The following is a 24,738-nucleotide window of genomic DNA, read 5'->3' on the forward strand; positions in this document are numbered from 1 at the left end:
TAAATCGATGAATTATCCTTCGAAGGATTTTTTTCATTTTAACAGTTATGCTCCTAGACAAATTAATAACTAGCTTTTGATTTGATACCTCTTGGAACGCATTTCAAATGCTGTCTCTCCGCCTTCCATGACATCGCATATTTCCTTTTTGATCGACATTTGCTCAACAGTACCTGTATGCAATACCTTTAAAATCCTACTTTCTGTATCCATTGAAATAATATATTCAGCATCACCATTAACGGGTATATTTGCATTATGTGTAACTACAATTAATTGCCTTTTCTCTTTCGCTTGTTTTAATCTATCAACAATCAGCTCATAAACTAATCGATTATCGAGATCATCTTCAGGTTGATCAAGTATCAGAGGAAGTTTACCGTATGACAAGATAAATGTCAGAATTGCAGTAGTTTTTTGTCCTGCTGATGCAGTTGAAAGTGACTTAAAGGCTGTGTTGGTAGCAGATTTGTATTGGACTTCTATTTCGTCCTCTGGCAAAATCAATTCAATTTCATCTATTTGAGCATGATTTAAAGACCTGACAAGATTTACAAAATGGCCAGATACTACTGATCCCACATCTTCATTAGCCCTAATTTTTTTAAAAATACTTATTACTTCCTTGATTTTATTCTCAACATTCCCCTTAAAACAAATTTCAATTAATGTATCTATGTCATTTTGATAAGAGTTATTCTCCCTCTGAACTATTTTTCTCAATTTAAACTCAAAGTCAGACTGATTTCGGAACTGTTTTATATTTACTTTTACTTTCTCACCTGTCACTATGCTTTGAAGAAATTCTCTTCTCTTATTTGTTATCTCCTTACTTAATCGTAGGTATTCTCCTTGAAGTTTTTCTCTTTCCTTTTCATCCTCAACTAACATTGCTGAATTAGTATTTATATCTTCTAGCTCTCTTTCAAGTTGAATCTTTTCTTTGGTAAACTTCTCATAACTTGAAATAGCGTCTATTCCTTCTTTTTCGAGCTTGTCTTTTTGGGATTCAAAATCTACAGTATTTTTGCTTAATGCAGTTTTCCATTCTGAATCACTAATTGATCTTTCAAAATCAATTTTAATTTGATGAGTTTGCTTTTTAATGCTTATTAATTCAGATTTTATTTTCAAAAAACTGTCAATTACATTTTGGGTATTTAGTTGCAGTAATTCTCTATGTGAACTATCAAAATTGGAAAAATCAATATCTTCGATTTCAACACTTTGAATTAATTCATCAAGTTGAGTTTCTTTAGTTTCTATTTCAACTTTAAATGCTTCTACTAAATTCAGTTCAATTGAAAATTTATCTTTGGCAGTAAGTAAATCTGCGATACCACTTTGTTGTAATTTCTTAATATTTGCATTAAGGTCTTTTATTTTAGTTTCAATTTTTCCTTTTCCAGCTAGCAATAAATCAACTGTTCTAATTGCTGCTGATTTTTCCAAAAATAAATTTCTAACATGCTCTCTCTCTCCCTTTAATCTACTGAGACCTTCAATTGCTTTGTCAATTCTTTCTCTCAATGCATTAGGTTCTCTCGCAATTTCATAAATTTGCTTTTGTGAGTAATGCTCAAATTCGAAAAAGTCCAGATAACCTTCATCCAATACATCATCCCATCTCCCGGTTTCATTCAATTTTGTAATTTGGATATCTTGATTACTTGAATTGTTAATATTCGATGCGATAATTTTGTGTAAGACTTCATTTCTGACAAACTCGATTTCTATGGATGATGCGTCAGTTAATACTCCCTTCTTAGGCCTGCCAGTTTCCCGTTTGTAAAATTCATGATGATCATTTAAAATCTCCTGCAATTCATTCAAGTCAGCGGTACGCTTAAAAACACCTCGAATAAACCTTAAAATACTTGATTTACCACTCCCTCTACCTCCAATTAGAGTATTTAACTGTGGGCTAAATTCTAGTTTTAATGAGGCATCAGTGTCTGTAATTGTTGTTTTATTTATTGAGATAGATTTAATCCAAAGATCCGGTTTATTATACGGAATCGAAGGACTGTCAAAATTATTTCTAATTCGATACTCAGGTAAAAGAAATGCTTGCCTTAAACCCTCCAGAGATGGAGTTTGATCCATTTTTATCCAAGTGAAATTCTCACCAATACCCCAAATCCCGTGTTTCGAGTTTTTGGGTTCATGCGGGTTATCTGAAAATGTCAATATTGCTAGATTTTCCTCGGCGGCATACTTAACTGGGGTAAACCAATCCTTAATCAATGCATCATCAATAGCAGGAGTCGGCATGTTGTAATATTCATTGAGCTTATTTTTCAATTCTACATTTCCAGAGACTTGAAGCCCAAGATCCGTAAAGTCCCTATGTACAACTTGCACAGCATTTATATTAAGTTCCGAATAGAACTTTTTTAGGTTTCCCACACTAACAGAGCCTAGGCCGTTATATTCGTCAATGTGAGCAGGGATTACAATCGCTCCATCAGCTTCGGCCAGTTCGGCTATATCAAAAATACTTTTACAAGTGGCTGCATCTTGTTTTCCAAAATCATTGGCACGTATATCGGATCGTACCAGAAAATCCCTTATATCGGCTGAGGTCTTACTGGTATCAAAAATAATTAGAAGATGAACTTTTGAAGAATCACAAGTAATTTCGACACCAGGGAAAACCGTTAATTCTGTTCCTTCAGCTGCTTGTTTTATATCATCGACGTACCCACCTGTATTGTGATCTGTAACAGCAACGCAATCTAAACCTTGTTCAATAGCTCTTTCAACCCACTGTTTGGCAGTTACACTTTTATCCAGAAAACATAAACTTGCCGTAGTATGTAGATGTAAGTCGCATTTATACCATCTGGTTCCTTTGTATGTAATTTCGTTATCCATTTATATTTAGTTAATTTTTAGGTATGATTAGCCAGCAATGGCATCAACAAAAAGATATTTTATTCGTTATTTAAGCGTTTCGGTAATATGGTACTTCCTGCAGTTTTTTCTTATCGCTAACTAGATCTCGCTCCAAAAAGGCATAAATAGCCAATACCAATATTGCAAAAGATATTGGGTGCAGATTACAACATTGACAGCTACTGGATCACTTTATCGTAAAATCTCCCTCCCTTCGATGAAATTGGTAGTGGTTACTATCATGCCATTATTCTTTTCAATCGGGTAAGGTCAATACCCGATTCTAATATAATTATTTATTTTGAATTAATGTTTTTATCGACATTAACTTTAAATATTATTACAAAATTTGCTGGCTAAGATATCAATTTAAAAGAGTGAATTAATATGGGAAACCGTATTGAAAATACGCTAACCTCGATATGCAAATTAATTTACTGCTTTTGCTTATATTCGCAAGAAATATTTGCAGTGCAATTATATTTAGTTACCTCCACTTTTAAACCCCTTTCATGTTAAATAACAGAGAGATTATCATAGTTTTCTTAGTCTTATCAATAGTAATTATCCTTCTAATATTGAGAAGCACTAGACCTTTGGTAATTGAAGTTTTGAAAGCTGTTTTTTCAATCAAATTAATTACAATCTTTACTCTCGCTATCATTTACAATATAGTATCCATAATAATTTTATCGAATTTGGGATTTTGGAATAGAGGTCTTGTCTTAGAATCAACTATTTGGTGCTTTTTTAGTGGGCTTTCTTTGATAGTTAAAATACTAAAATCTGAAGATATTGTTAAGTTTTTTAAATCGATTATTCTGGATCATTTTAGGATACTTGCTTTAGTGGAATTTATTATTGGAGTGTATACGTTTAGTTTAGGCTACGAGTTATTATTGACCATATTTAGTTCAACAGTGTTGATTATAAAGTTATTTTCTGAAAAAGATCCAAAGTATATCAAAGTAACGAAATTGATGGATAAACTTTTACTGATATTGGGCGTGATCTTGCTTATTAATATTTTAAAGCAACTTGTTACTGATAGTACTACACTTTTTAATATTCAAAACTTAAAGAAAATACTACTGCCACTAATTTTGACAATATTATTTAGCCCATTTATATATTTAACCAGAATTTATTCCAAATATGAAGATTCATATTTTGTATTGAAGCGGTTTATCAAGGATAAACAGCTATTACAATATAGTTTTCTAATGGCTATGATTCATTTCCGCTGCGACACAAAAGTATTGGAGCGCTGGCGAATCCATTGGTTGCGGGAACAACCTAAAGACAAAGATGCAATATCAAAAAGTATCAATGATTTAAAGAAGTTAATAAAGAAAGAAATATCTGCTCCTCTCGAAATACCACCCAATGAAGGATGGTATCCATATACTGCCAAGAATTTTCTTTCAGGACAAGGTTTAGAAACTCGTTATTATGAAAATCATACAAATGATAAAGAATGGTATGCTGTTTCAGACTATAAATCTATTAATTTGGTTCAAGTTCTAAATAACACTATTAACTATACGGTGTTAGGCTATGCAAATACTGTCAAAAGACTTGAACTGGGTTTAATGGTACGTGATCTAACAGAGAAATTACAATCAATCGAAACTTTCTGTCTGGATGTTTCAACCTTATGTATTTTGTCTTTAGGTCAGGATATTAATGAAAAAATGCTTACTCATATTATAAATTGCGCAGAATTCAGTATTTATGTGAGTGAACATCATCTTGTAACTTTTACATGTGAGCCATTAGTTTCCCCAGGGTTTTATTCGAAATTCGTTATCGAAATTGTCTAATTTTTTTTTAAATTTATTAAAAAAAATTAAAAGAGAGATTACAACTAAAGCTTAGTTTTATTATATAGTCATTAATAACCTACTTGTAATATATGGAACCTTTTTCACTTATCTGTACGGTATTGGGTACAGTAGCCAGCGTTGTAGCAATTGTATCTTTTACAAATGATCATTCTAAAAAACCTAAGGAAGAAAGGGAATTTTTGATATTACACTTTAATAGTACTAGAAGCTTGTCTTTATCGATAACTGAAAAACTTGAAAATTATTGTAAGAAATACAATGCTTTTAATGACCCAATGTTCGAAGGAACCACATTTAAACAATACATTTTATTATTAAAAAAATCTCAAGAAACCAATCTTTCGAAGGAAATACTTGGGAATATGCTTTCAATATCTCCTACAAAGCCCATGATAGATTCGATGGTCAAAAGCTTAGATAATCAGTTTAATGAGCTCCTAAAAATTGACACTTGGCTGGAGAGTAAATTAATAATAGAAAAATACACATAACTATGTTTAATAAAGCTAAATATCAAGGTGAGCTATGGTTTCCAGAATGTTCTGAAGAAAAACGTTATTGCATTTTAACAATAGTAAATAATAATGTAGAATTGGAAACTAACTTAGTTCCCTCAGACCCCTATTCTCAAAAAAACGTCCATCCTTTAATTTTTGGAGCATTTAATGGATTAGGCTACATAACATTTGTTGATTGTAAACTGGGCTTAGATTCAACAGGCATCATAAGAAGCGCTGTCTATATCCCTAAATATAGTTTTACTCATCCCGACCATGTCATAAATCCAAAAAATCTCCAAATAAATAAATTTAGAGTCGCAGGAATTGGTTTAGAAAAATGGACTAATTTTAGATTCGAATATGATAATAACTTACTTAGCACAAAAAGCCAGCAAAATCATAGTTTTGATATTAAACAGTTGGGACTGGAAATTAAGTTAAATTTTTGGATCAGTTCTTCAGTATCTATTGAACAAATCAATTTAAAAAAATGTGGTAATATAGAATTTTTATTTAATAGTCCCATTAACATGAGGGAGGTATTGGATTATTATATTAAAGCGAAAAAATTGATACAATTTTTAAATGGTAAAACTGATAGATTTTCATTTTTTAACTTTCAATGTCCAGAATATGGGACTTGGGGCGCAATGTATTTTAAAGATCTTCTTTTTAAAGATTCGAAATTTGAATATTTAAGTATTGATTTTGATAAAATTCTTGATCATCTACCTTTATTATTTACCAAAATGTTGACAGATGAGAAATTCTACTTTTGCGTAAATAGATTGTTAGATAACCAAGTCGAAGGACAATTGACCCATAGTAAGAGATTTACCAATTCAATTTCTACTTTCGAAGGATATTGCAAACTAAATATTGAAGTTAAAAATCTAAAACTAAGTAATTATTTAAAAAAGAATCAACAAGATATTCTTGCACTTTCGGGAATAAATGAAGAATATTTTGATGAATTCTGTTCAAAAATCATTTCATCAAGAGATTACTACGTGCATGCTAATATGAAAAACAATAATGTCTTCTCCGATTTTGAACTACTTTACATCAGCTTTCTATTAGATATACTTGTAGCCTTCAACCTGTTAAAACAGATTGATATTTCACAGGATATATTAAATATGATCGCTTATCGCTCACGAGAGAACTATAATGGGATGCAATCTTTCAATAGAGAATTAAGACAAGATACTTTCTTGGACAATTAAAATAGAAAAAATGAAAAGCATAAAAGATTATACTGAGTTATATAGAAAGATGTATCCAGAATTACCAGAAGATAAGATCCTAGCGAAAGCAACGGATAAATTCAATAAAATTTCAATGATTAAAGAGGGTAAAAACATTGTTTTGTTAGAGTACTATGAAGGGTTAATTACTGATAGCGAAACTCTATATATCGAGGAATTACTAAAAAACGAAAATTTGGAGTTAAATAAATTTGATAAAAATGGAATTCCTTATGCGTCAATTCAAGAGTTTACGTTGCAGATGTCTTTGTACATTAATGATCCAATAATTCAAAACGTGCTATTGGGAATATCAGGTAGTGCAATATGGGATGCATTAAAATCATCAGCAGTATTTATATGGACAAAGGTTAAAGAAAGACATTGGAATAGTAATGAAAAAAGGGAAAGTCATACTATTAATTTTGGATTCAAGTACTCGACAAAAAATGGTGATAGAATAGATGTAAATTTAAATGGGGATTTAAGTCCGGAACAGCTTAATAAAGCATTGGATATACTCCCCACTCTAATCAGTGAATCAAACAATGTGAACCATCCAATGAACTCTGGTTTCTATTATTTCGATATAGACCAAAACAAGTGGATTGGTATTGATGTTATAGAGGAATTAAAAAAACGCCACTATAAAAGGAAAAAATAAAATATAGATCATTTTTTATTATCTCAAATTAAATTAGTTCGTTCTATAAATAGAGTAAAACATTATAACACTGTAACAATATATCAATATTTTATATTTAGTATATTTGCATATATTCAAATGGATAAGCCATTAAAAGTTTAATACAATGAGTCAACAAAATTATATAAAAGACATTGCAAGGTTTGGGTTGGAAAACGACCAGGACAAGCTATTGTCTACGTTGAACGAATTTATTGAGCATAATAAGAGCACCAAAAAGATAAATTTTGCGCTGCAATTGCAATCTCTTTTGAAGGATTCAATCCGTAAGCAAAGTAATCAATTGATGAAGGTAGGCTCTCCTACTCACTATCAGAGTTTACAGGATAGAGAAACGGATGAGCTGATACTTGAGAAGTTGACTTCTGACTATTCGCTGAAGAATCTTGTATTGACTGAACAGGCGCATGATCAACTTTCTAATTTCTTGGAAGAGCATCAGCAGATCGAGTTATTGAAGAAGTATAATCTTCCGATCTCGAACAAGCTATTGTTACACGGTCCTTCGGGATGTGGTAAGACTTTAGCTTCTTATGTAATAGCTGGTGAACTGAAGAAAATGATGATCGTGGTCAACCTTGGTGCTATTGTATCTTCTAAGTTAGGTGAAACCAGTAAAAATCTAGCAAAGATATTCCGTAAGGCTGCTCAGGAAGATTGCATCATATTTATCGATGAATTTGACTCTCTGGGTAAGGTGCGTGACTACAGCCAAGATCATGGTGAAATGAAACGTGTGGTGAATACCATTTTACAGCTGTTTGACTACCTACCGCAAAGCAGTATGGTCATAGCTGCTACAAACCAAAAGGAGATGTTAGACGAAGCCCTATTGCGTCGATTTGACTTGTCTATCTCATTAGAGCTACCTGAAAAGGAACAGATCGAAAAATTGATCAACCTTGTACTAAAGGAAGACCAGTTTGGGTTTGACGAGAAGGTATCACTAACTAAATTGATTGAGAGTGCTAAAGGGCTCTCCTACTACAGCATACAGAAAACATTGATCAACGCTATAAAACGGAGTTTGTTTGCTATGAAAACAGTCAAGGCGCTGAAACCGAAAATAGATACACAGATCTGGAAAGATCTGCTTGAAGAAGAAAAAAAAGCGTTGGCAGTTTAATAACTTCCAACGCTTTTTTTATATTTTAATTCTATTATTTTAATACTTAAGCTTCTGCTTCCAAATCTTGATCTAAATCTGCCAAATTATTAGTAACAACCTCTGTTTGGTTATATGCTTGAAGATTATCATAGAGGTTTGCACCTTCAATTTTCGATTTGTCCTCTATAAATAAAGCTAGGGAGAATGGATGCTCTTTTGTGATCCTAGCCCACTCTTTCAAATCAACTGGTAAATTTTCTTTTACAGCACATCGTATTACGACAGCAAGTTTATTACCAATTTTTTTGATATCATCCTTGCTCATGGTTATTGAATGCTGTTGTCGATTTGACAACGGTTTATTTACTAATGGAAAAAAGTCTTCTGACCACTCTTGAATTGTTGATTTAACACCTGCTTTTTTTTTTCTTACTTCACCTTTCAACCTATTAAATTCTTTATTTTGTTCTTCACTCAGGTCACGATTATTTTTTCGTTTCTGGAGTTCAAGCATTTCATCCGTCCAATAACGCTCATAATAAACATGATCACGATCGGCTAAAATATCTGCCAATTCATCTAATGAGTCCTTCACAATAGAATTTACAAAGTTGAAGGATATATGTAGGGGGTTATAATCAACATGATTGCCCCATGCTGGATTAGCCTTGAAACATAATGTGGCTTTTATAGCTAATCGTTGACTACCATCTCCTTCTAATAGATATTCGGGAATATGCAATAAAATAACTTTGTGTTGATCTGGTTGAATGATATTTTCAATAAGCACGGATACCGTATCATTTTTTGAATATAACAATCGCTCAACATTAGGCTTCCCATATCCGGAAAGATTTTGATGAAGATCTTTTGCTGAGATTACAGCCTTTGAAATACTTGTTTTTTCACCACCTCTTAATTTTTTAAAGTCTTTTCCAAATTTATCTTGGGCTAAAACATCTTTTCGTTCTACTATCATTTCATCCAAATAAGAAGATGAATAGCTTTCTGCAGAATTAATCAATAAAGATTTTACTGATTGGAGAGTAATATCTGGATAAATATTTAATAATTTAGCGGCAAGATTTGCTGCTAAAGGAGCGGCCAAACTAGTCCCGGAGTCAAAAGCATAAAAGTCTGTACCAACGTCGCCAAATCCAACCACCTGCATACCTGAGTTTGAATCTAACAGATCTCCACCTGGCATAACAATATCGGGTTTGAAGAGATTCTTGTTGCTGTGGTTAATACTTAGCAGTCCACCATTAATAGGTTGTTTGAAATCATAATGGTTCTTACGTGAATAATACGCTGGTAAATTTTTATCCAAACTTAAATGAGGATCTGTGTCGGCACGGTAATTTTCTGCGAGTGCTCCAACAGTAATATTATTCATACTTTCAGCCGGTGTACATATATTGGTATGTACGCAATTATGATATTCAGTGTAATCTTCTGGTGGATTGTAAAAATGGTAGGGATAATCATGGCGTTTACTAGGTGTTGCTTGCAATGAGTTGATATCATCATAAGGCATATTCCCTGCTGCGATAAAAATCAATATATCGAATTCGTAAGTCAATTTATCTAATAAATAGGCAAAGTGAGATGGAGATTCGTTATACTGTTTACCCTTAGTGCATACTGACAAGTTAAATAGACGTATCCCATGCTTTAAATGGGCCTCCCGAATGGCTTCTACAACATTAAGAACATCAATATAGCCATCCATACTTTCCAATATCTTGATGGAAAAAATCTTAGCATCTGCTCTTAACTCTCGTTGTCCTGAGAAAAAAGCCTCTCCGACTGAAGCTAAACTCGCAACAACAGTTCCATGAGTATGGACAGCATGATGTCCATTTCTTGTTGGTGTAATATCTAATTGATCGTCGACTATTACCGATCTCAATGGATCAATTTTTCTTACGCCATTATCGATAATACCAATGATAGTATTTCGATCGGCAGGAGTTACATTAAAACCCCATGATAATTCCTGAAAATTATACTGATCAGGTCTGACCACTGTACTACGTAATGAATGTGCTTGAGCAAGTATGTCAAAATTATTCACCAGTGTTTCTAAAGCTCCTTCCTCAATGCCATTTAATTGGAGTACTTTCGCATTATAAAGATCAAATTTAAAATCTATTAAATTTCCCTGATCTTTTAATTCTTCTAATTTCCTTATTAATAACTGTTTCTGTTGATCATATTGATGTATGATCTGGGTAGTACTATTAATTAGCTCAAAAATCACATTAGTATTACAGTAATTTTTAATATCTCCAGCTGTATGATACTTAATATCATAGATTGTAGTCATAATAGCATAAGGAGTCTCTTTTGGAGTTTTTTGGTGACTACTATTGATGTATTGATATAATAATTGATCAAATACTCGAAATTTTTCTTGATTTTCTACTGCAAATAAAACAGTGCGATTAAAATCTTTCTGTAAAACTGCTGATAATCCAAATTGTGCTAGAAATCTTGTCTTCGTATCAAATAGCACACCATCACTAAATGGAATTAAAAACTTAATCTCAACAATTTCTATTGTTGCTAGATCCAATGTTTTATTTTCGCGTCGAGCTTCCTTATCCTGTATTAATTTGCTATAGGACGCATCAAGCTTCTCTTTATGTCTTCTATAAGATTCAGGATCTTTATCTTCTAACTCGTTCTTTTCAATACCTCGAGATTTATCAAATTTTTGGACATGTCCAGGAATATTCCTTAAATAAAGATGTGGTAATTTTTGGCTCATAATCAGTTTACTTGGTGGTAATCACTAATTTAAACAAATTTACTCTAATTTAAAAGCTTTGTTTTTTACCCCTAAAAAACGATCATGATTTGTTTAAAGAAATTTTAAAAATTGAGATTGGCTTATATTCTATTCTACAGGACAGAGTATTTATTTGCAAATAAAACCATCACTAAAAAGTAGATTTTAGTGATGGTTTTCACCATTAAAATACGTAACCTAATTTTAATCCTTGGGTTTATGTTTGTGTGGTTTTAAAATTGGATGTTTAGGTTTTGTCTCGGGTGTAACACGTCTTCTCTCATCCGGCGTTCCATCCTCTTTTTTAGGTTTTGGCCCTGGTTTAATTGCTTCGATCGTTTCCATATTGAATATATTTAAATTAATAATCAGCAGCAATATAACTAATTAATTTCCAGATCTATTACGGGAAACCACAAGAGAAATAACAATTATTTTAACACCTGTACATTGTAAGAAATGCTCCTATTTGTACGAAATAAAGCTAGATCGATAACTGTAATAATAGTATTAATAACATCTTCTTGATTTTCTTTATCAATCATGTTAAAAATTGTTTCATTTTGAAAATCTGAAAATGAACATGCCGTTAGACCCTGTATTTCCTTCCATTCTTTATTCTGGTTTGGAGTTATTATACCCCATGTAAATCCTTTAGAATCATTGGAAATGTAGATTTTGTTTCCGCTATAATTAAAATCAAGTACCATAATTCTATTAACTTTTGTATGAACTGTGGTTGTAATTACAGAATCTTTAGGAATACTAACATTGACATTGTACTTTAAACCAATACGATTTCCTAAACCATGCCAAAACTCATGGATAGTATGCCACTGGATATGCTTAAACTCTTGTTCCAAAAAATGCTGATCAAGTTTATTTTCTAAAGGTGTGCTATATAGGGCTCTATATACCTCATCCATATTTTGAACAATCAACTTTCTTAAATCCATTGTTAAATCAAAATCATTGGTGATTGATTTTACTAAATCAATATAATGACGAATGCAATCTCGCAAGTGGGATTTGTCCAAATCGACCATACAATTTTCTAACCAAGCCGGTATAAACTGAATATAATCAATAAACTTTAGATTAACTTTGTTTGATTTGAATTGGTCATAAAGTGTTGGCTTTCTACCATTTATTGTCAAGTACACAAGGGTAATTTTTTCATAAGCGTATCCATCATGTAGATTTAATTTATTTTGTACTTGATCATGATAGTTTAAAAGTTGTGCCTGATATGTTCCATCGTCCAATTTTTTATTGCTATCTCCTGCAAAAATCTTATTCTCAATGACTATTGCTTTACTGTTATCATGAATCAAAATATCGATATTATCCATCTCAATTTTGTCTTCCTGTGTCGGATATACTTGGATATGATTGATGTCAAAGCTTTCTAAACTTTGTTTATGCCCCGCAATACATTCGTATGGTCTTATTTCTAATAGATCCAAGAATTTTTTTAGGAATTTGTCTCCTTGGTTATGACTCCCCTTTGGATCCAATAAACTGGCGATAAATCGGGAATGCAGTTTTTGCTCCGCAGTCTTCTTATGCAATACAGTGAAGATATTAAACTCTTGTTTACGGTTGTTAATGCTACGCTGTCTCAAAAGACTAAGCTCTTCTATAAATTCTTTTTTTATTATTTCCATTTAAGATTTAGTTTATTTTGTGTGCTAAGGAATAAAGCTTAATGATAGGGAGAAATGATATCCACTGTAATCCCCAAGTCTACCTAGTTGATTTGGTATAGAATTCAAATTGACCTCAGCTTTATATTCATCTTTCTAATTTTCCATCACCTACTTGACTAGCAACCCTAGATGCAATAGAAGACCCAAAGCAGGTGAATGTGTGCGAGTGACGTATGGTTTAAAATTTATAGTTTTGAAATCAGTTAATTCGCAATAGGCCTGATGCACTCCTTTTAGATCCATAGTCCATATTTCACCTGTACTGACCCTTAAAAATTTTATTTTATGGTCAATAACAGACTGTACATCATATGTTTTACCATTTAAGCTTTTAAAATGTTTAACGGGCTTGGCTATTTTATAAAACTCTTCGAAACTTATTGCTGGTTTTGTTTTTGTATATTTCATAATATTGGTTTAATTACACTACTATTTTGCAGATGTCTTTATCTAAAAACTTAAATGGCCTGAAGACTTACCATTTTTGAAGACTTAACATTTTTCAAACATTCAATAAATATAAAAACCTTAAAAAAACTTCACTAATAAACGAGACTTCTACTTATAAGATTTTAATCATCCACTTCTTTAAATCTGATTCAAACTTTAGGATGTCAAAATCTTCCAATCTATATTTCCTAATTATAACAGGAACCTCATTAATCAGCTTTTCAACTACGATTTTCTCTCGTTCCTTCTGTTCAATTTTCAAAAATTGGTTTAGATCAAGCATAATATCCATGTAAATAGTCTTCTCCTTTTTTAACAGTCTAATTCTTTGCTTTAGATTCAGACTAGGATCTTGACAAATCAATAAAACTGTTATACCATTTAGAGTAGAACCATAATACTGTTCCGAAAAAATTGTCTGTACCCTGTTTCTGACAAAGTATCTAAAACCTTATCTATTTTACTCTCCCAATAAAAATCTGCTAATATATTGAATCTAAAACTCATCATTTAATCAATTTTTGATATCACTGTCAGTTGGTATATGAGGTTCATAGTGATCACTTAACTGTCCACTAAATGACAGGTCAAGACAGCAGTAAATAAAGAAATTACTAGTACTTCCCCGATCTACTGGGACGAACTATAGTGTAAAACGTATCCCCTAAAATTCATAATTGGAATGTTCCCTTTTTGCTTATTATTTACAGTTGATAAGGGAATTTACTAATTACGCTAACGAAACAGCATGAGGGCTAATTATCTCTAATTCCATTTTCATAATGATAATGATCTTGACTTGCACATGTGAATTGTTGGATAAAATTTGGCGTCATTTGAGATTCTTTTTTCACATCGAAAAAACTATTAAATAATGCCCAGTCGTACACTCCTTCATCAACTGGATATTCTGTTAATACTCCTGATAATTTATGTCTATCTATCCATATTTCTGCCTTTTCAATTGAAGTAAAAACGCCACTTGAAAACCTTCCTCCTACACCATGAAAAACCCAAATTGTATTTAACATATTATTCATTTTTTATTGATTATTATAATTAAAACAACCTCTTCATATGCTAAAGTCTTTAATCAACGACAGCCGATGACAAACATTGCCAGAACTGTATACCTAAATTACCTGGTCCATAAGGATGTATTCATCATCATGCCGCTCTCGCCACATTCCAGCTACTGACTTTCAACATTCCAGCTATATTGGGTCAGGCAACGGATCTAGCCACGTAATCCAACTGCCCTTCTAAAACATAAGAACTTTCCAGCGTATGTGTACACAGATTTAAGTCACGCTGCATTTATCAGATCAATAATTGTTTTTTATCTGCACTGATGTACCCTATAGGGTTTCCTTGCTATTTTACAAATACTTATAATTTATATTATTTATCTGTCATTTACCTTCACAACCGAGCTCATCGCTACGCTCTCTCAGTTATTTATCACTTAAGTTGAGTAAGCTTCAAAATGTTCAAATAAAATTATATCATTATCCAATGTCGATCTCTCAAGGTCGTCTTCATATGGATCAAAACTTATATAATAGAATCCATCACATTTTAAAAGTTTAAACATTTCTATGTTGTAAAAAAAAGACATAGAATTATAATTAAACCCATATTCTTTCACAACTTGAAATACTATTTTCATTTCTTTTACTTTTGAACCTTGGATTTTAAAATTTACTTCCACGCAAAGAACATCGTCTACCAAACATACATTAATACTATATATAACCGCATTTGACAAATAAGCTTGATTTACCAATATGTCTAGTAATTCATCATCCTTTCCTAAATACACCATAGTACAGTTCCTTTATTATTAGCATTTGAATCATTACTGTCTTGATTATAACTCGAATTCAGCATCATCGGATTCAACTGAACATTGCTCCGTATACCATCATGTCTCATACATATCTCAATTGAGGATACTTATTTGCATGAGATACGACTCCAATAGCTGCTACAAAAAAATGCAGTAGTGATAATTTAATATTCGGTCGTTCCTCCAATAAAAATTAGGAATGGACAAATAGTATAGTTTCCTTCAGAATCTATAAGATTTATTGGATTATTCCAGCCCTATGCATATGGACTTTTGTCAATTTGATTAGCACACAATCTCGCACATTTACATAACTTAAGATTTAACAATAAATATTGTTAAATCTATAAAAAATAATTTCTAATAATAACAATGATAAAATATATGAAATGACAAACAACTGGACTGACGAATAAATAATCCAAAAAATTGCTTTGAATTTTATTTCGGTTCAAAATAACTATATAGATTGCAGCTATTAATAAAACCAATAACATAGGGTTAGCAACTCCATTATTATATTGGTTTTGAGCTTTTCGTAAACAATCGGGTTCTAAACTAATTCCAGTAAAGTTAAAATTTACCACAATAAAATAATTAATAATAATTAATACACTAGCTAATGAGGGCAGTTTTATATTTTTCATAAAATTATTTTAAATTCATTCATTTGTTCATATTCTGATAACTAGCATTTATTGTTCTTTGATCTTCCGAAAAATTCCCTACGAATGACAATTCATTATAAAAGAGAAGAGCTAAGGTATTAGCTAATCCCTTTTCATCTTTATTTTTAACATTGTTTTTCAATAAAGAAAGTGTTTCTTATTTAACTGTAAATGTTGCCTCTCAGGGAACTTATCCCAATAATTATCGAAATGATGATCCCTACTAAATAATCCTTTAAAAAATTTCCAAAAATCAAACATTATTTAATAATTTTAAAGATATTAATCCAATTATTAAACATATATGTATTAGAATGTATGCCTAGATTCATTGCAGAACCCTCTGCCTTTCATAATTGATTTCCTCGACCATTCCAAGCTCTTGCCCCTGCTGCTGTACTGTGCATTACACCAACTTTATTAAAGTAATTCATTGCTCCAGATTTAATATTAAATTGTACCAAAACATCATACTTGTTTGGGTAAAGTAACATACTATAACTTTTCGTAGTTTGCTGAATCCTGTGGTAATTACAAAAGGGTTTGTTAAAGAATGAATACAATTCAAACCATATTTTCATTATTGGTTTTATTGTCTTTCCTCATATATAATCTCAAAAAATAAATTTTCTGGCCTTTCACCTACAAAACTCTTTACAAGATCATAAATATTCTCGTTTTCCATCGAAAAACCACTAAAATCAACACTGTTTGCCAAACTTGGCTGGGTACTATCTTCTGTTATATAAAATCCATCTATTCCTAAAATAGATACAGTGTCTTTCTCGCACTCCTCAATAAATTTTAATGTATCTTCTTTTGAGTAAAGATTCAGTCCCCCTCTCTTCAATATCCGATCTTTAAATAAATTCGCGATCCTATTCATAATTATTTTACTATATATGGCTTAATAACTGTCTCATCTGGTATCCATTTAGGATCCAAATCTATTATTAATTTGAATAACTTCATTATTTACGTTGTCTTTGATGACATAAGAATTAATTTTTTCGAAATATGCAAGGGAGTCCGATTTTTAAACTGACACTGTTCTACTATAGGTTTTGCTAACTGATACTTGGGTTGTAATTGCCCCAAAACATCTGAATATATACCAAAATTGATTATGAATTTGATTACGTCTGTTGTACTATCTAGGTTTTCGAAAGTTCACAACCCCATTATTTTCACCTAATTTCCACTAAAAGCTATGCTCCTTTTTATTAAACCCACTTGCTTTAGCAAGGTGAGTTACGCTTTCATAAGATCTTTAAACATATTCATTACTTTTAGCAGTTTTATTGATTTAAATCAAATTTCAGTTCTTTACTTTTTCCAATCCAGACCACATCTTCTTCAGCACCTTTAAACATAACATAACTAGTTTCCTTTTGCGTAATATCCTTCCAAGACATCCCTTTAGTAATAAATTTCTTTCCTGAACTACGAAAAAAACTAAAAGCTACGTGCTGATAATGAAACCAAATAAGTGGTAACAAATTTATCACTTCCTCGTTAAGATTAGTCCCTTCAAATGAAATTTCAAAATTGTTATAAATGAAGTTTTTTTTATCATTTAAAACTAAATTCAATTTTGATAATAATTCTGAATCAGTATAATCTGGTCTACTTGCATTTATGTAAAAATAGCCCATTTTCTCACTTAAATTTAAAATTGCATTAATTAAACAATTTCTGTCAGAATATGTATTTTCAAAAGATTTAATTGACAATAAATCCCCTCCTTCATTATTATGAATTTTATGTTCTTTCATTATTTTATTTTCTTTATTTGCTTAAAAAATGGAGCCTTTAACATCTATTGGAAAGTTGTGTCTTCGAAACCAATACACATAATAATACAGTACTGATAAACAGAAAGTAGATTACAGTGGTAAAATCGACATTCATCTCCATTTAGCTTTTGTTAGTTAGTTTCTTAAACCAATTGTTGAAATAATTTGTGGTAGCTTCTTTATACTGATCAATTGAGTCTACCTTTTTTTAAGGTTCGCTTTTACATTTAAATAAAAGTTTCCCGATTCACTCCCAACGGTTATTTCATTTGAGGATTTTACCAGCGTTCTTTTCATTTCTTACGTGAAAGTTACGACATTCCTCCGTTCTATTAAAGCATTCCTGAATTTCTGAAAAAATCTGAAATTCATCTTGCATCTGTTACAATTTTTTTTTGTGGCAATGGGAATCCAGAATTAGCCAGTATGGTGAATTTTCCGTTTTCCGCCCCTTCTGTATTATCTTTTCGTTGCTCCTAATGTTTTCCGTTTCAAAAACCCAAAGTACACTCGTACCGGCTATGATACATGCCCTTCTGATTCGAACCAACTTGGTTACGTTATAAACTGCTTTATACTATTTGTCCTGATCCTATTGACTTGAAATAATTGCTTCTGCTTTAAAAAGAAGTAGTAGTGTTATAAAAAGATCGATTCTCTTGATTCAATTTGTTGCCGCTGTTAAATGCTTTCTACTTTGTCATGAATATCTGCATTGGAGTTGTTACCTTTGAGTGTAGACAGTTTGCCCCTGACTTGTATAGTAGGGGAAATTTATCTCTATGGCTTTCTTTTATAAACAATATTCGTAGAATATGAAAAACTCTGTACCCAATAGTGTCGAACTAATTGATAAACATTTAGACCAGTTTTTTGATGAAAATGATGACATTGTCGTCTTTGATGAAATTGAATCAGATGTCATTCATAGAGATGTGTATTTTGTAAAAGCAAATGAAGACAGGCCATATCATATTTTGTTAAGTTGTGGCATGAGCGCTTTGCCCATGAAAGTTCCTGAAGACATTGATTCCTCTCCTTATGCTGAGGTCATGATTTTGTTACCTAAAGAATGGAACTTAGAATATGACTCCTTTAAGGATGAACGAAATTATTGGCCAATTCGCTTGATGAAAGAAATAATGATTTTGCCTCATCCTGATGAAACTTGGCTAGGATTTGGTCATACCTTTGCTCATGAGGATGATGAGGAATTTGCGGAGAGAATTGGTTTTAATTCGGTGATGCTTGCAAATTCTATGGTGCTACCTGACGATTTCACACAGATCGAACTTGATAATTATGAATTCGTGACCATTTTTACTTTAATTCCGCTTTATAAAGAGGAGCTCGAATTTAAGAAACAAAATGGCGCCACCGCTTTGTTGGAGCGCTTTGACCAATTTGGGGTTGAGGAAATCGTGAAAGTTGGCAGACCAAATATTTGTGCTTAAATATATTCGGAAGACCATTTGAATAAGATAATTACTGGAAATTATAGCATTTAAAACAATGTCTTTGCCACATAATTTAGTTTTACTAAAACAAGCTATAGCATTAGCCCCTTCGTCGGAGCGGCCTTGCTATAAACCTAACTTGCGCCTACTATTTCTGTAGACAAACTTTAGGGAAAAAGTAGACATTTCCGGAAGCTATATCAAACAAAGGGTGAATAAAATGTGAAAATGCCACAAAAAAAACCGCCTGGTCATCTCAAGCGGTTCTGTATATTTTAGAACGAAGTTCTACTTCAGTTTTTCGATTTTAAAGTTTGTTAATAACCTCCAAAGATATGCCTAAACTCTTTGAAATAATTTCATCGCTTACACCAGATTTCTTTAACTCTCTTGCTGAAGCGATTTTCTCAGCATAGGCTTTAGCCTCGGCTTTTTTCTGACCTTCTTTCTGGCCTTCTTTTTTTGCGTATGCCAACGTGTTGGTATAATCGCGTTTACGATCTAAGCTGGATATGTAAGACATCTGTTCCTCAGGCGTTAGTTTTGCCAGTTCTCCTAGTTCAAAGATACGGGAGAATATTCTTTTATCCAAATAGTTAGGTAGCTTATCGATTTTATCCAAGTGCTTCATAAGATACATCCATTGATCCAGAATCGTCGGTAAATCGGCTTTAGCTTTATTAAAATTAGGTAATACAAGCATCTTGTAACTCAACTTAGGATATAGCACCTCCTGATCGAATTCGTCAATAATCTTACCACTATAAAAGTACTTATCACTATTGGCAACATCCAAACGAAAGCCTAAAACAGCGATAAAATAAATTGGCGGTAACTCATAATTATCTCCTTTCTTTCCTTTTTTAGCTAGACGACTAATGGTCCTAGAGGTATAACCCACCGCACGATCAAAAAAGAAATCCTGATTCTGCAATTGCATCTCCACTAGAAAAACTTCTCCACCTACACCAACACATCGCAAATCAAAAATAACTTTGCGCTCATTAGGTTCATCGCCATCTTCCTCCACATTGCTATAGGTAAGATCCTCTACAACATGTTCGCCTTCTAAAATACTATTCAGAAAATTAATTAGGTTACCCTTATTCTCCTCTCGACCGAAATAAAATTTCCAACCGAAGTCACTTAAGATATCGATGTACTTCGAAAGGTTACTTATCTTTACACTCATAATGGTATATTATTGGTTATCAAGTAAAAATAAAAAACAAAACCTTTTAAACCAAATAATTTAGCAAAAATACTAAATTATTTATCAATTCAAATATTTCTCTACTTACTGTTAAAAGAATAGGAAAAAACGTTTGTTGTTGGGTAAAATAGCTGTGAATACTAAAAAGAAAAGCCACATCTCTCGACGTGGCTTTTACTAAACATATGAAATTTACTTAACTTACTTATACGAGTTGATGGATTGAGATACTTTCCAGTTGCCGCCATCATTGACCAATGTCACCAGATCGGTCTTGGTAAACCCTTCAAATTGTTGGGTCACTTTTGCAACTACATAGTCACTGGATTGCTCAACGATTGTGGTACTTGTTTTACTTTTTTGTTTTTTCAAGAATGAGATAACGGCTGAACGGCTGTTGGTTTTATCTGTCGATGCCTGTACCTTTTGGCTAAAATCTGCTGTAAACAACTGCTCTACTCCTGCTGACTGTCCTTCGGTCATAACGGCTACGTAATGGTCAATGGCTAGATCTGCTGTGGATAGGTTGACAGTTGCTTTCTTATAGTTGTCTCCTGCTGGTTTGCCAGCTGCCATAGTGAATGTTGATACTGCAATCAAGGCTGCTGCTGCGAATGTTTTTGCTAAAGTGTTCATAATGTCTTTATGTTATATTGTTAGTTTCTTAAGTTGCATCAGCCCCACATCCACCAACTCAAACCCTGATGCTTGCTAAAGCAATTGTTGATTCAAAAGTAGGGTGTAAATCGTGCCTACCCTATGGCAATTAGACTAATCCAACTAAAAACTCGGTGACTGGAGGAAATAGGTAGGTGAAAACAATCACCCCCTACTGCTAGCATTTATTAAGATATAAAAATTATTCTTGATCTTATATCTTAAATCATTGATCAGTTTTTAGTAGATTTATGGAACTGATCACCTACATTATAAATTGATAAAATGAGTGCAAAAGTACCTTTGGTTAGACCAATATCATGGTTAGCGTTTCTAATCATCATCATAGTATGGATTAGTTTCATGGCTATATTTGCTTTTCTATTCCAATTTAATGGCATTTATATCGGTTCTATTATTTTTTTTGTATTATCGATTTCCTTACAACAGATAATCCCAGCTAGTCATAATAAGGGAATGAAAGCTATCAAAAAAAATGATTTCAAAACAGCATTGGAACACTTCAATAATAGTGTCGATTTTTTTACACGATATAATTGGGTAGATAAGTACCGTGCGATCACCCTACTGAGTACCGCAAAAATGTCTTACAGAGAAATGGCCCTTTGCAATATGGCTTTCTGTTATTCGCAAACGAATGAAGCTGAAAAAGCAAAGGATCTTTATGAACAAATATTGAAAGAATATCCAGATAACGGTGTTGCTTTTTACAGTTTAAACTCTATTAATACGTTTTCAAACAAAACTGACTAGCCAGTACAGGAACAACATGAAATTCTTATTAGAATATTGAACGTTGAGCAGAAAAAGATGAAACGGACTCTAAATGAGATTTTCATACTTGAATCGGATCAAAAGTTTGATGAGGAATTTTCTCTTTACAAAACACTTTTCAAATCGGAGGCGCTTAATTTCGAATATTGGAAACATTACTTCTTTTTTCTTTGGTCAATGCTTGAGGATGGGATTGAAATTTTCTATTATTTCTTACAATACAATTTGATTTTTGGAGCGAAATACTCCTGTGTATTAAATAACAAAATCCTATAACGTTCAAAACATTTGTTATTAGCCGGATATTAAACTTTCATATTCCTTTACAAACGTTTTATATAAAGCTAGCACAACTCACATCAACTTTTAATATAAAGTATAAATAAGTAAAGCCACATCTCTCTGAATTGCTCCCAAAAAGTTAGAAACTTATTGGGAGCAATTCACATCACAAGCGGTTCTCTGTATTTAAAATAATGTTCTATTACCGTTTCAATCTTTTCGATAGTAAATTAACCTCGCCGTTTTTTTAAATACTGTTTCTTAACCGTCCACTACCGAACAAATTTCGTCCGAAATTGAACATCTACAGATAAAATAAAAACATAATTATCTGATATTATGACAGATAAACAAATGGCACATGAGTTGAAAGAGTCGTAAATATAAAAATCTCGAATTTTAATGACCATCAATGAAAAAATCAGCTTTAATCATAACTTTCCTCTCCTTAACGATTTTGTGCTTTAGTCAAAAATCAAATAGTTCAGAAACCGAATTAACACAAAAAATAGACAATTATTTAAAGGAGATAATTGACATTAATGAAATACCGGGTACAGCTCTTGCTGCTATAAAAGACGGAAAGGTGATTTTCGAAAAGTATTATGGGAAAAGTTCGTTAGCTGACAATTTGAACATATCTGAAAATAGTACTTTTAGATTGTATTCCACAACCAAGATAATGACGACAGTTAGTGTTTTTCAACTTATAGAGAGAAGCCAGCTATCATTAGACGACAAAATTTCTAAATATTTGGACAATCTTCCGACTGGATGGCAAGATGTTAAAGTCAAAAATCTATTAACACATTCATCGGGCCTGCCGGATATTGTAAAGTTTGACGATATTCCGTATGCGTTGGAAGAAACCGAAAAATGGAACCGTTTATACAAAAAGCCTATTGAATTTGAAATTGGTAATCATTTCAGTTACAATCAAACTAACTATTGCCTGCTTACGAAAATAATTGAAAAAATAACCGGAGCAACATTTGAAGATTATGTGTTGAAGGGGCAATTCCCTACTGTCGAAAAAGGCATTGTTTTTTCAGCAAATTCCTCAGAATTTATTCCTGATCGAGTTGACCATCATCGCTTTGATTTTAAAACTGAGAAATACCAGCGATTTAATGCTGATCATGGTAAGATTCATAATTCAGGGAGTGGATTAAATATTACACTGAAGGAATTTATCGCTTGGAATGATAGACTGGACAAAAATATACTTCTAAGCCCTGCTACAAAAAATGCGATGTGGAGCCCCTTTCCGTTTAAAGACACAACAAACAGTTTTCTGTATGGGTGGGATAGTTATGAAACAAACAAGATAAAATCATTTGGGTTCAGTGGTGGAAATATGACGGCTTTTAGAAAATTCATTGATCATGATCTGACCATTATTTTTCTATCAAATGGCTATAAGAACTATAATGTGGAAGGACAAGTTATAGATCACGTCGCAGGAATAATTGATGAAAACTTAAGAGATAGTAATTTACTGGCAGATGAAAAAATAACAGCTGATTTTTATAAAGTTGACCTTGAAAAAGCAATACAAAACTATTATTCGGTAAAAAGCCAATATCCGACAAGAAACTTCGAAAACAGATTACTTTCGATCGGATATAATCTCATGAATAATCAGAATTTGAAAAATGCAATCAAAGTATTTGAATTGAATCTGAAAGAAAACCCAAATTCTGCGAACGCTTATGATTCTATGGCTGAAGCATATTTTACAAACGAGCAATTTGAGTTAGCAAGACAGAACTATCAGAAGTCACTTGATCTGTATCCCGAGAATACAAATTCGAAAGATATGATCAATAAAATTGATAAAATAATGAAAAAATAATCGGTTTTTTCGGGAATTAGAATCCGATAATCAGAAAATGGTTTCGGGCTTTATATAACGTGCTGTTCGACTTGCTGTCAGCATGGTGTATGGCGACTATGCCTCGTTTATCTACATTAGCATCTAAACAACAACTCATCAAGCTGATTTTATTTGTAAGTCAACAGCGTATTTTGTAGTTTAGGATAATACTTTAAGATCAAAAATGAAAAAAATATTCTTATTCGCGCTTCTGTCATCTTTTGGGCTAACTTTAACCTATGGCCAACATACCAACAATCAATATAGTATTACAGACAGACTGCCGAAAGTAATCTATAAAGATCTTAAAGAACGAGACTTGGCGAAGATAGAGGTTTTAGGCAAGCTATATGCTAGTGAAACTGGACTAACGCTGAAAACCGATAGTATAAAGACGGTAGAAGCTAGTAAGGAAAAACAAGCTATCGTAATAGGGATAACTGCTGATTATAAACCAGAATTTATTACTTTATCTGATCTTAGAAAGAAGTATACCAATGTGCAATCGGATCGAGTTATTTTTCAGATCGAGGATAAAATAATTCAGGATGATCCCAACACAATTTATGTCGACATCAGTAATATCATGACGATCTTTGTTTCTCCTGTTAAATTTATCGGTGACTTGGATGATCTTTATATATTAACATTGAAGGTACGTAATGAGAGAAATATGAAAGATATGAATACCATTCGTATTCGCTGATAGGTATCGTAAACCTCTATGATCCCAGCTAATTAATGTTGCTACTTCTGCGGAAACGATGATCCATATTTAATTACTTTTTTAAGCTGTGTTTTAAAAATTATGACCAACATATTTAATAAAACTTTCCTACCACTAAATAAGACTCTTTAAAAAAATGGTTATTTGAGTGTCGCCCAC

22 protein-coding genes are annotated in these 24,738 nt (G+C 32.3%); 9 read left to right on the forward strand and 13 right to left on the reverse strand.

Going from position 1 to position 24,738, the window contains the following annotated elements; genetic code table 11:
• Positions 1-69: 69 nt before the first annotated feature.
• Entirely contained in the window at positions 70-2,877 is a 2,808-nt protein-coding gene (locus C8N37_RS15090) for a TrlF family AAA-like ATPase (protein ID WP_108159665.1), read from the reverse strand.
• A gap of 533 nt (positions 2,878-3,410) precedes the next feature.
• Between C8N37_RS15090 and C8N37_RS15095 the strand changes: the two genes are divergently transcribed.
• The 5 genes from C8N37_RS15095 (at position 3,411) to C8N37_RS15115 (ending at position 8,324) form a co-directional block, all read left to right on the forward strand.
• Positions 3,411-4,721, forward strand: coding sequence for a hypothetical protein (locus tag C8N37_RS15095; protein WP_108159666.1), 1,311 nt, complete (start codon positions 3,411-3,413; stop codon positions 4,719-4,721).
• Positions 4,722-4,813: 92 nt separating this feature from the next.
• Positions 4,814-5,236, forward strand: a complete 423-nt coding sequence (locus tag C8N37_RS15100) for a hypothetical protein (protein WP_108159667.1) — start codon at positions 4,814-4,816, stop codon at positions 5,234-5,236.
• Positions 5,237-5,238: 2 nt separating this feature from the next.
• Positions 5,239-6,471 (forward strand): ApeA N-terminal domain 1-containing protein, encoded by a 1,233-nt coding sequence (locus C8N37_RS15105; protein ID WP_108159668.1) that lies wholly within the window; start codon positions 5,239-5,241, stop codon positions 6,469-6,471.
• 10 nt (positions 6,472-6,481) lie between these two features.
• Entirely contained in the window at positions 6,482-7,156 is a 675-nt protein-coding gene (locus C8N37_RS15110; RefSeq protein WP_108159669.1) for a hypothetical protein, read from the forward strand.
• Positions 7,157-7,304: 148 nt separating this feature from the next.
• Positions 7,305-8,324, forward strand: a complete 1,020-nt coding sequence (locus C8N37_RS15115) for an AAA family ATPase (RefSeq protein WP_108159670.1) — start codon at positions 7,305-7,307, stop codon at positions 8,322-8,324.
• A 46-nt stretch (positions 8,325-8,370) separates the two neighbouring features.
• Here C8N37_RS15115 and C8N37_RS15120 read toward each other — a convergent pair whose 3' ends face one another.
• The 10 genes from C8N37_RS15120 to C8N37_RS15160 all read right to left on the reverse strand — a co-directional run bounded on the left by C8N37_RS15120 (position 8,371) and on the right by C8N37_RS15160 (position 17,551).
• Entirely contained in the window at positions 8,371-11,079 is a 2,709-nt protein-coding gene (locus C8N37_RS15120) for a S8 family serine peptidase (protein ID WP_108159671.1), read from the reverse strand.
• Positions 11,080-11,304: 225 nt separating this feature from the next.
• Entirely contained in the window at positions 11,305-11,445 is a 141-nt protein-coding gene (locus C8N37_RS22835) for a hypothetical protein (RefSeq protein WP_170114535.1), read from the reverse strand.
• Between the two features lie 86 nt (positions 11,446-11,531).
• A complete protein-coding gene (locus tag C8N37_RS15125; protein WP_108159672.1) occupies positions 11,532-12,767 on the reverse strand; it encodes a PDDEXK-like family protein in 1,236 nt (411 codons plus the stop codon).
• Positions 12,768-12,917: 150 nt separating this feature from the next.
• Entirely contained in the window at positions 12,918-13,217 is a 300-nt protein-coding gene (locus C8N37_RS15130) for a hypothetical protein (protein WP_108159673.1), read from the reverse strand.
• Between the two features lie 797 nt (positions 13,218-14,014).
• Positions 14,015-14,290, reverse strand: coding sequence for a DUF7710 domain-containing protein (locus tag C8N37_RS15135; protein ID WP_108159909.1), 276 nt, complete (start codon positions 14,288-14,290; stop codon positions 14,015-14,017).
• Between the two features lie 434 nt (positions 14,291-14,724).
• On the reverse strand, positions 14,725-15,084 hold the full coding sequence (locus C8N37_RS15140) for a hypothetical protein (RefSeq protein ID WP_108159674.1): 360 nt from the start codon (positions 15,082-15,084) through the stop codon (positions 14,725-14,727).
• A gap of 368 nt (positions 15,085-15,452) precedes the next feature.
• Positions 15,453-15,755, reverse strand: a complete 303-nt coding sequence (locus C8N37_RS15145) for a hypothetical protein (RefSeq protein WP_108159675.1) — start codon at positions 15,753-15,755, stop codon at positions 15,453-15,455.
• 371 nt (positions 15,756-16,126) lie between these two features.
• Positions 16,127-16,270 (reverse strand): hypothetical protein, encoded by a 144-nt coding sequence (locus C8N37_RS22840; RefSeq protein WP_170114536.1) that lies wholly within the window; start codon positions 16,268-16,270, stop codon positions 16,127-16,129.
• Between the two features lie 95 nt (positions 16,271-16,365).
• A complete protein-coding gene (locus C8N37_RS15155; protein ID WP_108159677.1) occupies positions 16,366-16,662 on the reverse strand; it encodes a hypothetical protein in 297 nt (98 codons plus the stop codon).
• A gap of 412 nt (positions 16,663-17,074) precedes the next feature.
• Complete coding sequence (locus C8N37_RS15160; protein ID WP_108159678.1) at positions 17,075-17,551, reverse strand: hypothetical protein; 477 nt, start codon at positions 17,549-17,551, stop codon at positions 17,075-17,077.
• Between the two features lie 836 nt (positions 17,552-18,387).
• Between C8N37_RS15160 and C8N37_RS15165 the strand changes: the two genes are divergently transcribed.
• Positions 18,388-19,026, forward strand: coding sequence for a suppressor of fused domain protein (locus tag C8N37_RS15165; protein ID WP_108159679.1), 639 nt, complete (start codon positions 18,388-18,390; stop codon positions 19,024-19,026).
• Positions 19,027-19,336: 310 nt separating this feature from the next.
• On the opposite strand, the gene C8N37_RS15170 is transcribed toward C8N37_RS15165, so the two are convergent.
• Complete coding sequence (locus tag C8N37_RS15170) at positions 19,337-20,221, reverse strand: Rpn family recombination-promoting nuclease/putative transposase (protein ID WP_108159680.1); 885 nt, start codon at positions 20,219-20,221, stop codon at positions 19,337-19,339.
• 222 nt (positions 20,222-20,443) lie between these two features.
• Complete coding sequence (locus C8N37_RS15175) at positions 20,444-20,878, reverse strand: nuclear transport factor 2 family protein (protein WP_108159681.1); 435 nt, start codon at positions 20,876-20,878, stop codon at positions 20,444-20,446.
• Positions 20,879-21,184: 306 nt separating this feature from the next.
• Between C8N37_RS15175 and C8N37_RS15180 the strand changes: the two genes are divergently transcribed.
• The 3 genes from C8N37_RS15180 (at position 21,185) to C8N37_RS15195 (ending at position 24,558) form a co-directional block, all read left to right on the forward strand.
• Positions 21,185-21,673 carry a tetratricopeptide repeat protein gene (locus tag C8N37_RS15180; RefSeq protein WP_066852808.1) on the forward strand — a complete coding sequence of 163 codons (489 nt, stop codon included), beginning with the start codon at positions 21,185-21,187 and terminating at the stop codon, positions 21,671-21,673.
• A 715-nt stretch (positions 21,674-22,388) separates the two neighbouring features.
• Positions 22,389-23,831, forward strand: coding sequence for a serine hydrolase (locus tag C8N37_RS15190; RefSeq protein WP_108159683.1), 1,443 nt, complete (start codon positions 22,389-22,391; stop codon positions 23,829-23,831).
• A 205-nt stretch (positions 23,832-24,036) separates the two neighbouring features.
• Positions 24,037-24,558 (forward strand): hypothetical protein, encoded by a 522-nt coding sequence (locus C8N37_RS15195; protein WP_108159684.1) that lies wholly within the window; start codon positions 24,037-24,039, stop codon positions 24,556-24,558.
• Positions 24,559-24,738: the final 180 nt, after the last annotated feature.

The organism is Sphingobacterium faecium, assembly GCF_003054045.1.
Taxonomy (GTDB): domain Bacteria; phylum Bacteroidota; class Bacteroidia; order Sphingobacteriales; family Sphingobacteriaceae; genus Sphingobacterium; species Sphingobacterium faecium.

What these genes read in the sequence shown, in the direction of transcription:
- C8N37_RS15090 (WP_108159665.1), bottom strand. Translation starts at nt 2,877, where the DNA reads ATGGATAACGAAATTACATACAAAGGAACCAGATGGTATAAATGCGAC.
- C8N37_RS15095 (WP_108159666.1), top strand. Translation starts at nt 3,411, where the DNA reads ATGTTAAATAACAGAGAGATTATCATAGTTTTCTTAGTCTTATCAATA.
- C8N37_RS15100 (WP_108159667.1), top strand. Translation starts at nt 4,814, where the DNA reads ATGGAACCTTTTTCACTTATCTGTACGGTATTGGGTACAGTAGCCAGC.
- C8N37_RS15105 (WP_108159668.1), top strand. Translation starts at nt 5,239, where the DNA reads ATGTTTAATAAAGCTAAATATCAAGGTGAGCTATGGTTTCCAGAATGT.
- C8N37_RS15110 (WP_108159669.1), top strand. Translation starts at nt 6,482, where the DNA reads ATGAAAAGCATAAAAGATTATACTGAGTTATATAGAAAGATGTATCCA.
- C8N37_RS15115 (WP_108159670.1), top strand. Translation starts at nt 7,305, where the DNA reads ATGAGTCAACAAAATTATATAAAAGACATTGCAAGGTTTGGGTTGGAA.
- C8N37_RS15120 (WP_108159671.1), bottom strand. Translation starts at nt 11,079, where the DNA reads ATGAGCCAAAAATTACCACATCTTTATTTAAGGAATATTCCTGGACAT.
- C8N37_RS22835 (WP_170114535.1), bottom strand. Translation starts at nt 11,445, where the DNA reads ATGGAAACGATCGAAGCAATTAAACCAGGGCCAAAACCTAAAAAAGAG.
- C8N37_RS15125 (WP_108159672.1), bottom strand. Translation starts at nt 12,767, where the DNA reads ATGGAAATAATAAAAAAAGAATTTATAGAAGAGCTTAGTCTTTTGAGA.
- C8N37_RS15130 (WP_108159673.1), bottom strand. Translation starts at nt 13,217, where the DNA reads ATGAAATATACAAAAACAAAACCAGCAATAAGTTTCGAAGAGTTTTAT.
- C8N37_RS15135 (WP_108159909.1), bottom strand. Translation starts at nt 14,290, where the DNA reads ATGTTAAATACAATTTGGGTTTTTCATGGTGTAGGAGGAAGGTTTTCA.
- C8N37_RS15140 (WP_108159674.1), bottom strand. Translation starts at nt 15,084, where the DNA reads ATGGTGTATTTAGGAAAGGATGATGAATTACTAGACATATTGGTAAAT.
- C8N37_RS15145 (WP_108159675.1), bottom strand. Translation starts at nt 15,755, where the DNA reads ATGAAAAATATAAAACTGCCCTCATTAGCTAGTGTATTAATTATTATT.
- C8N37_RS22840 (WP_170114536.1), bottom strand. Translation starts at nt 16,270, where the DNA reads ATGTTACTTTACCCAAACAAGTATGATGTTTTGGTACAATTTAATATT.
- C8N37_RS15155 (WP_108159677.1), bottom strand. Translation starts at nt 16,662, where the DNA reads ATGAATAGGATCGCGAATTTATTTAAAGATCGGATATTGAAGAGAGGG.
- C8N37_RS15160 (WP_108159678.1), bottom strand. Translation starts at nt 17,551, where the DNA reads ATGAAAGAACATAAAATTCATAATAATGAAGGAGGGGATTTATTGTCA.
- C8N37_RS15165 (WP_108159679.1), top strand. Translation starts at nt 18,388, where the DNA reads ATGAAAAACTCTGTACCCAATAGTGTCGAACTAATTGATAAACATTTA.
- C8N37_RS15170 (WP_108159680.1), bottom strand. Translation starts at nt 20,221, where the DNA reads ATGAGTGTAAAGATAAGTAACCTTTCGAAGTACATCGATATCTTAAGT.
- C8N37_RS15175 (WP_108159681.1), bottom strand. Translation starts at nt 20,878, where the DNA reads ATGAACACTTTAGCAAAAACATTCGCAGCAGCAGCCTTGATTGCAGTA.
- C8N37_RS15180 (WP_066852808.1), top strand. Translation starts at nt 21,185, where the DNA reads ATGAGTGCAAAAGTACCTTTGGTTAGACCAATATCATGGTTAGCGTTT.
- C8N37_RS15190 (WP_108159683.1), top strand. Translation starts at nt 22,389, where the DNA reads ATGAAAAAATCAGCTTTAATCATAACTTTCCTCTCCTTAACGATTTTG.
- C8N37_RS15195 (WP_108159684.1), top strand. Translation starts at nt 24,037, where the DNA reads ATGAAAAAAATATTCTTATTCGCGCTTCTGTCATCTTTTGGGCTAACT.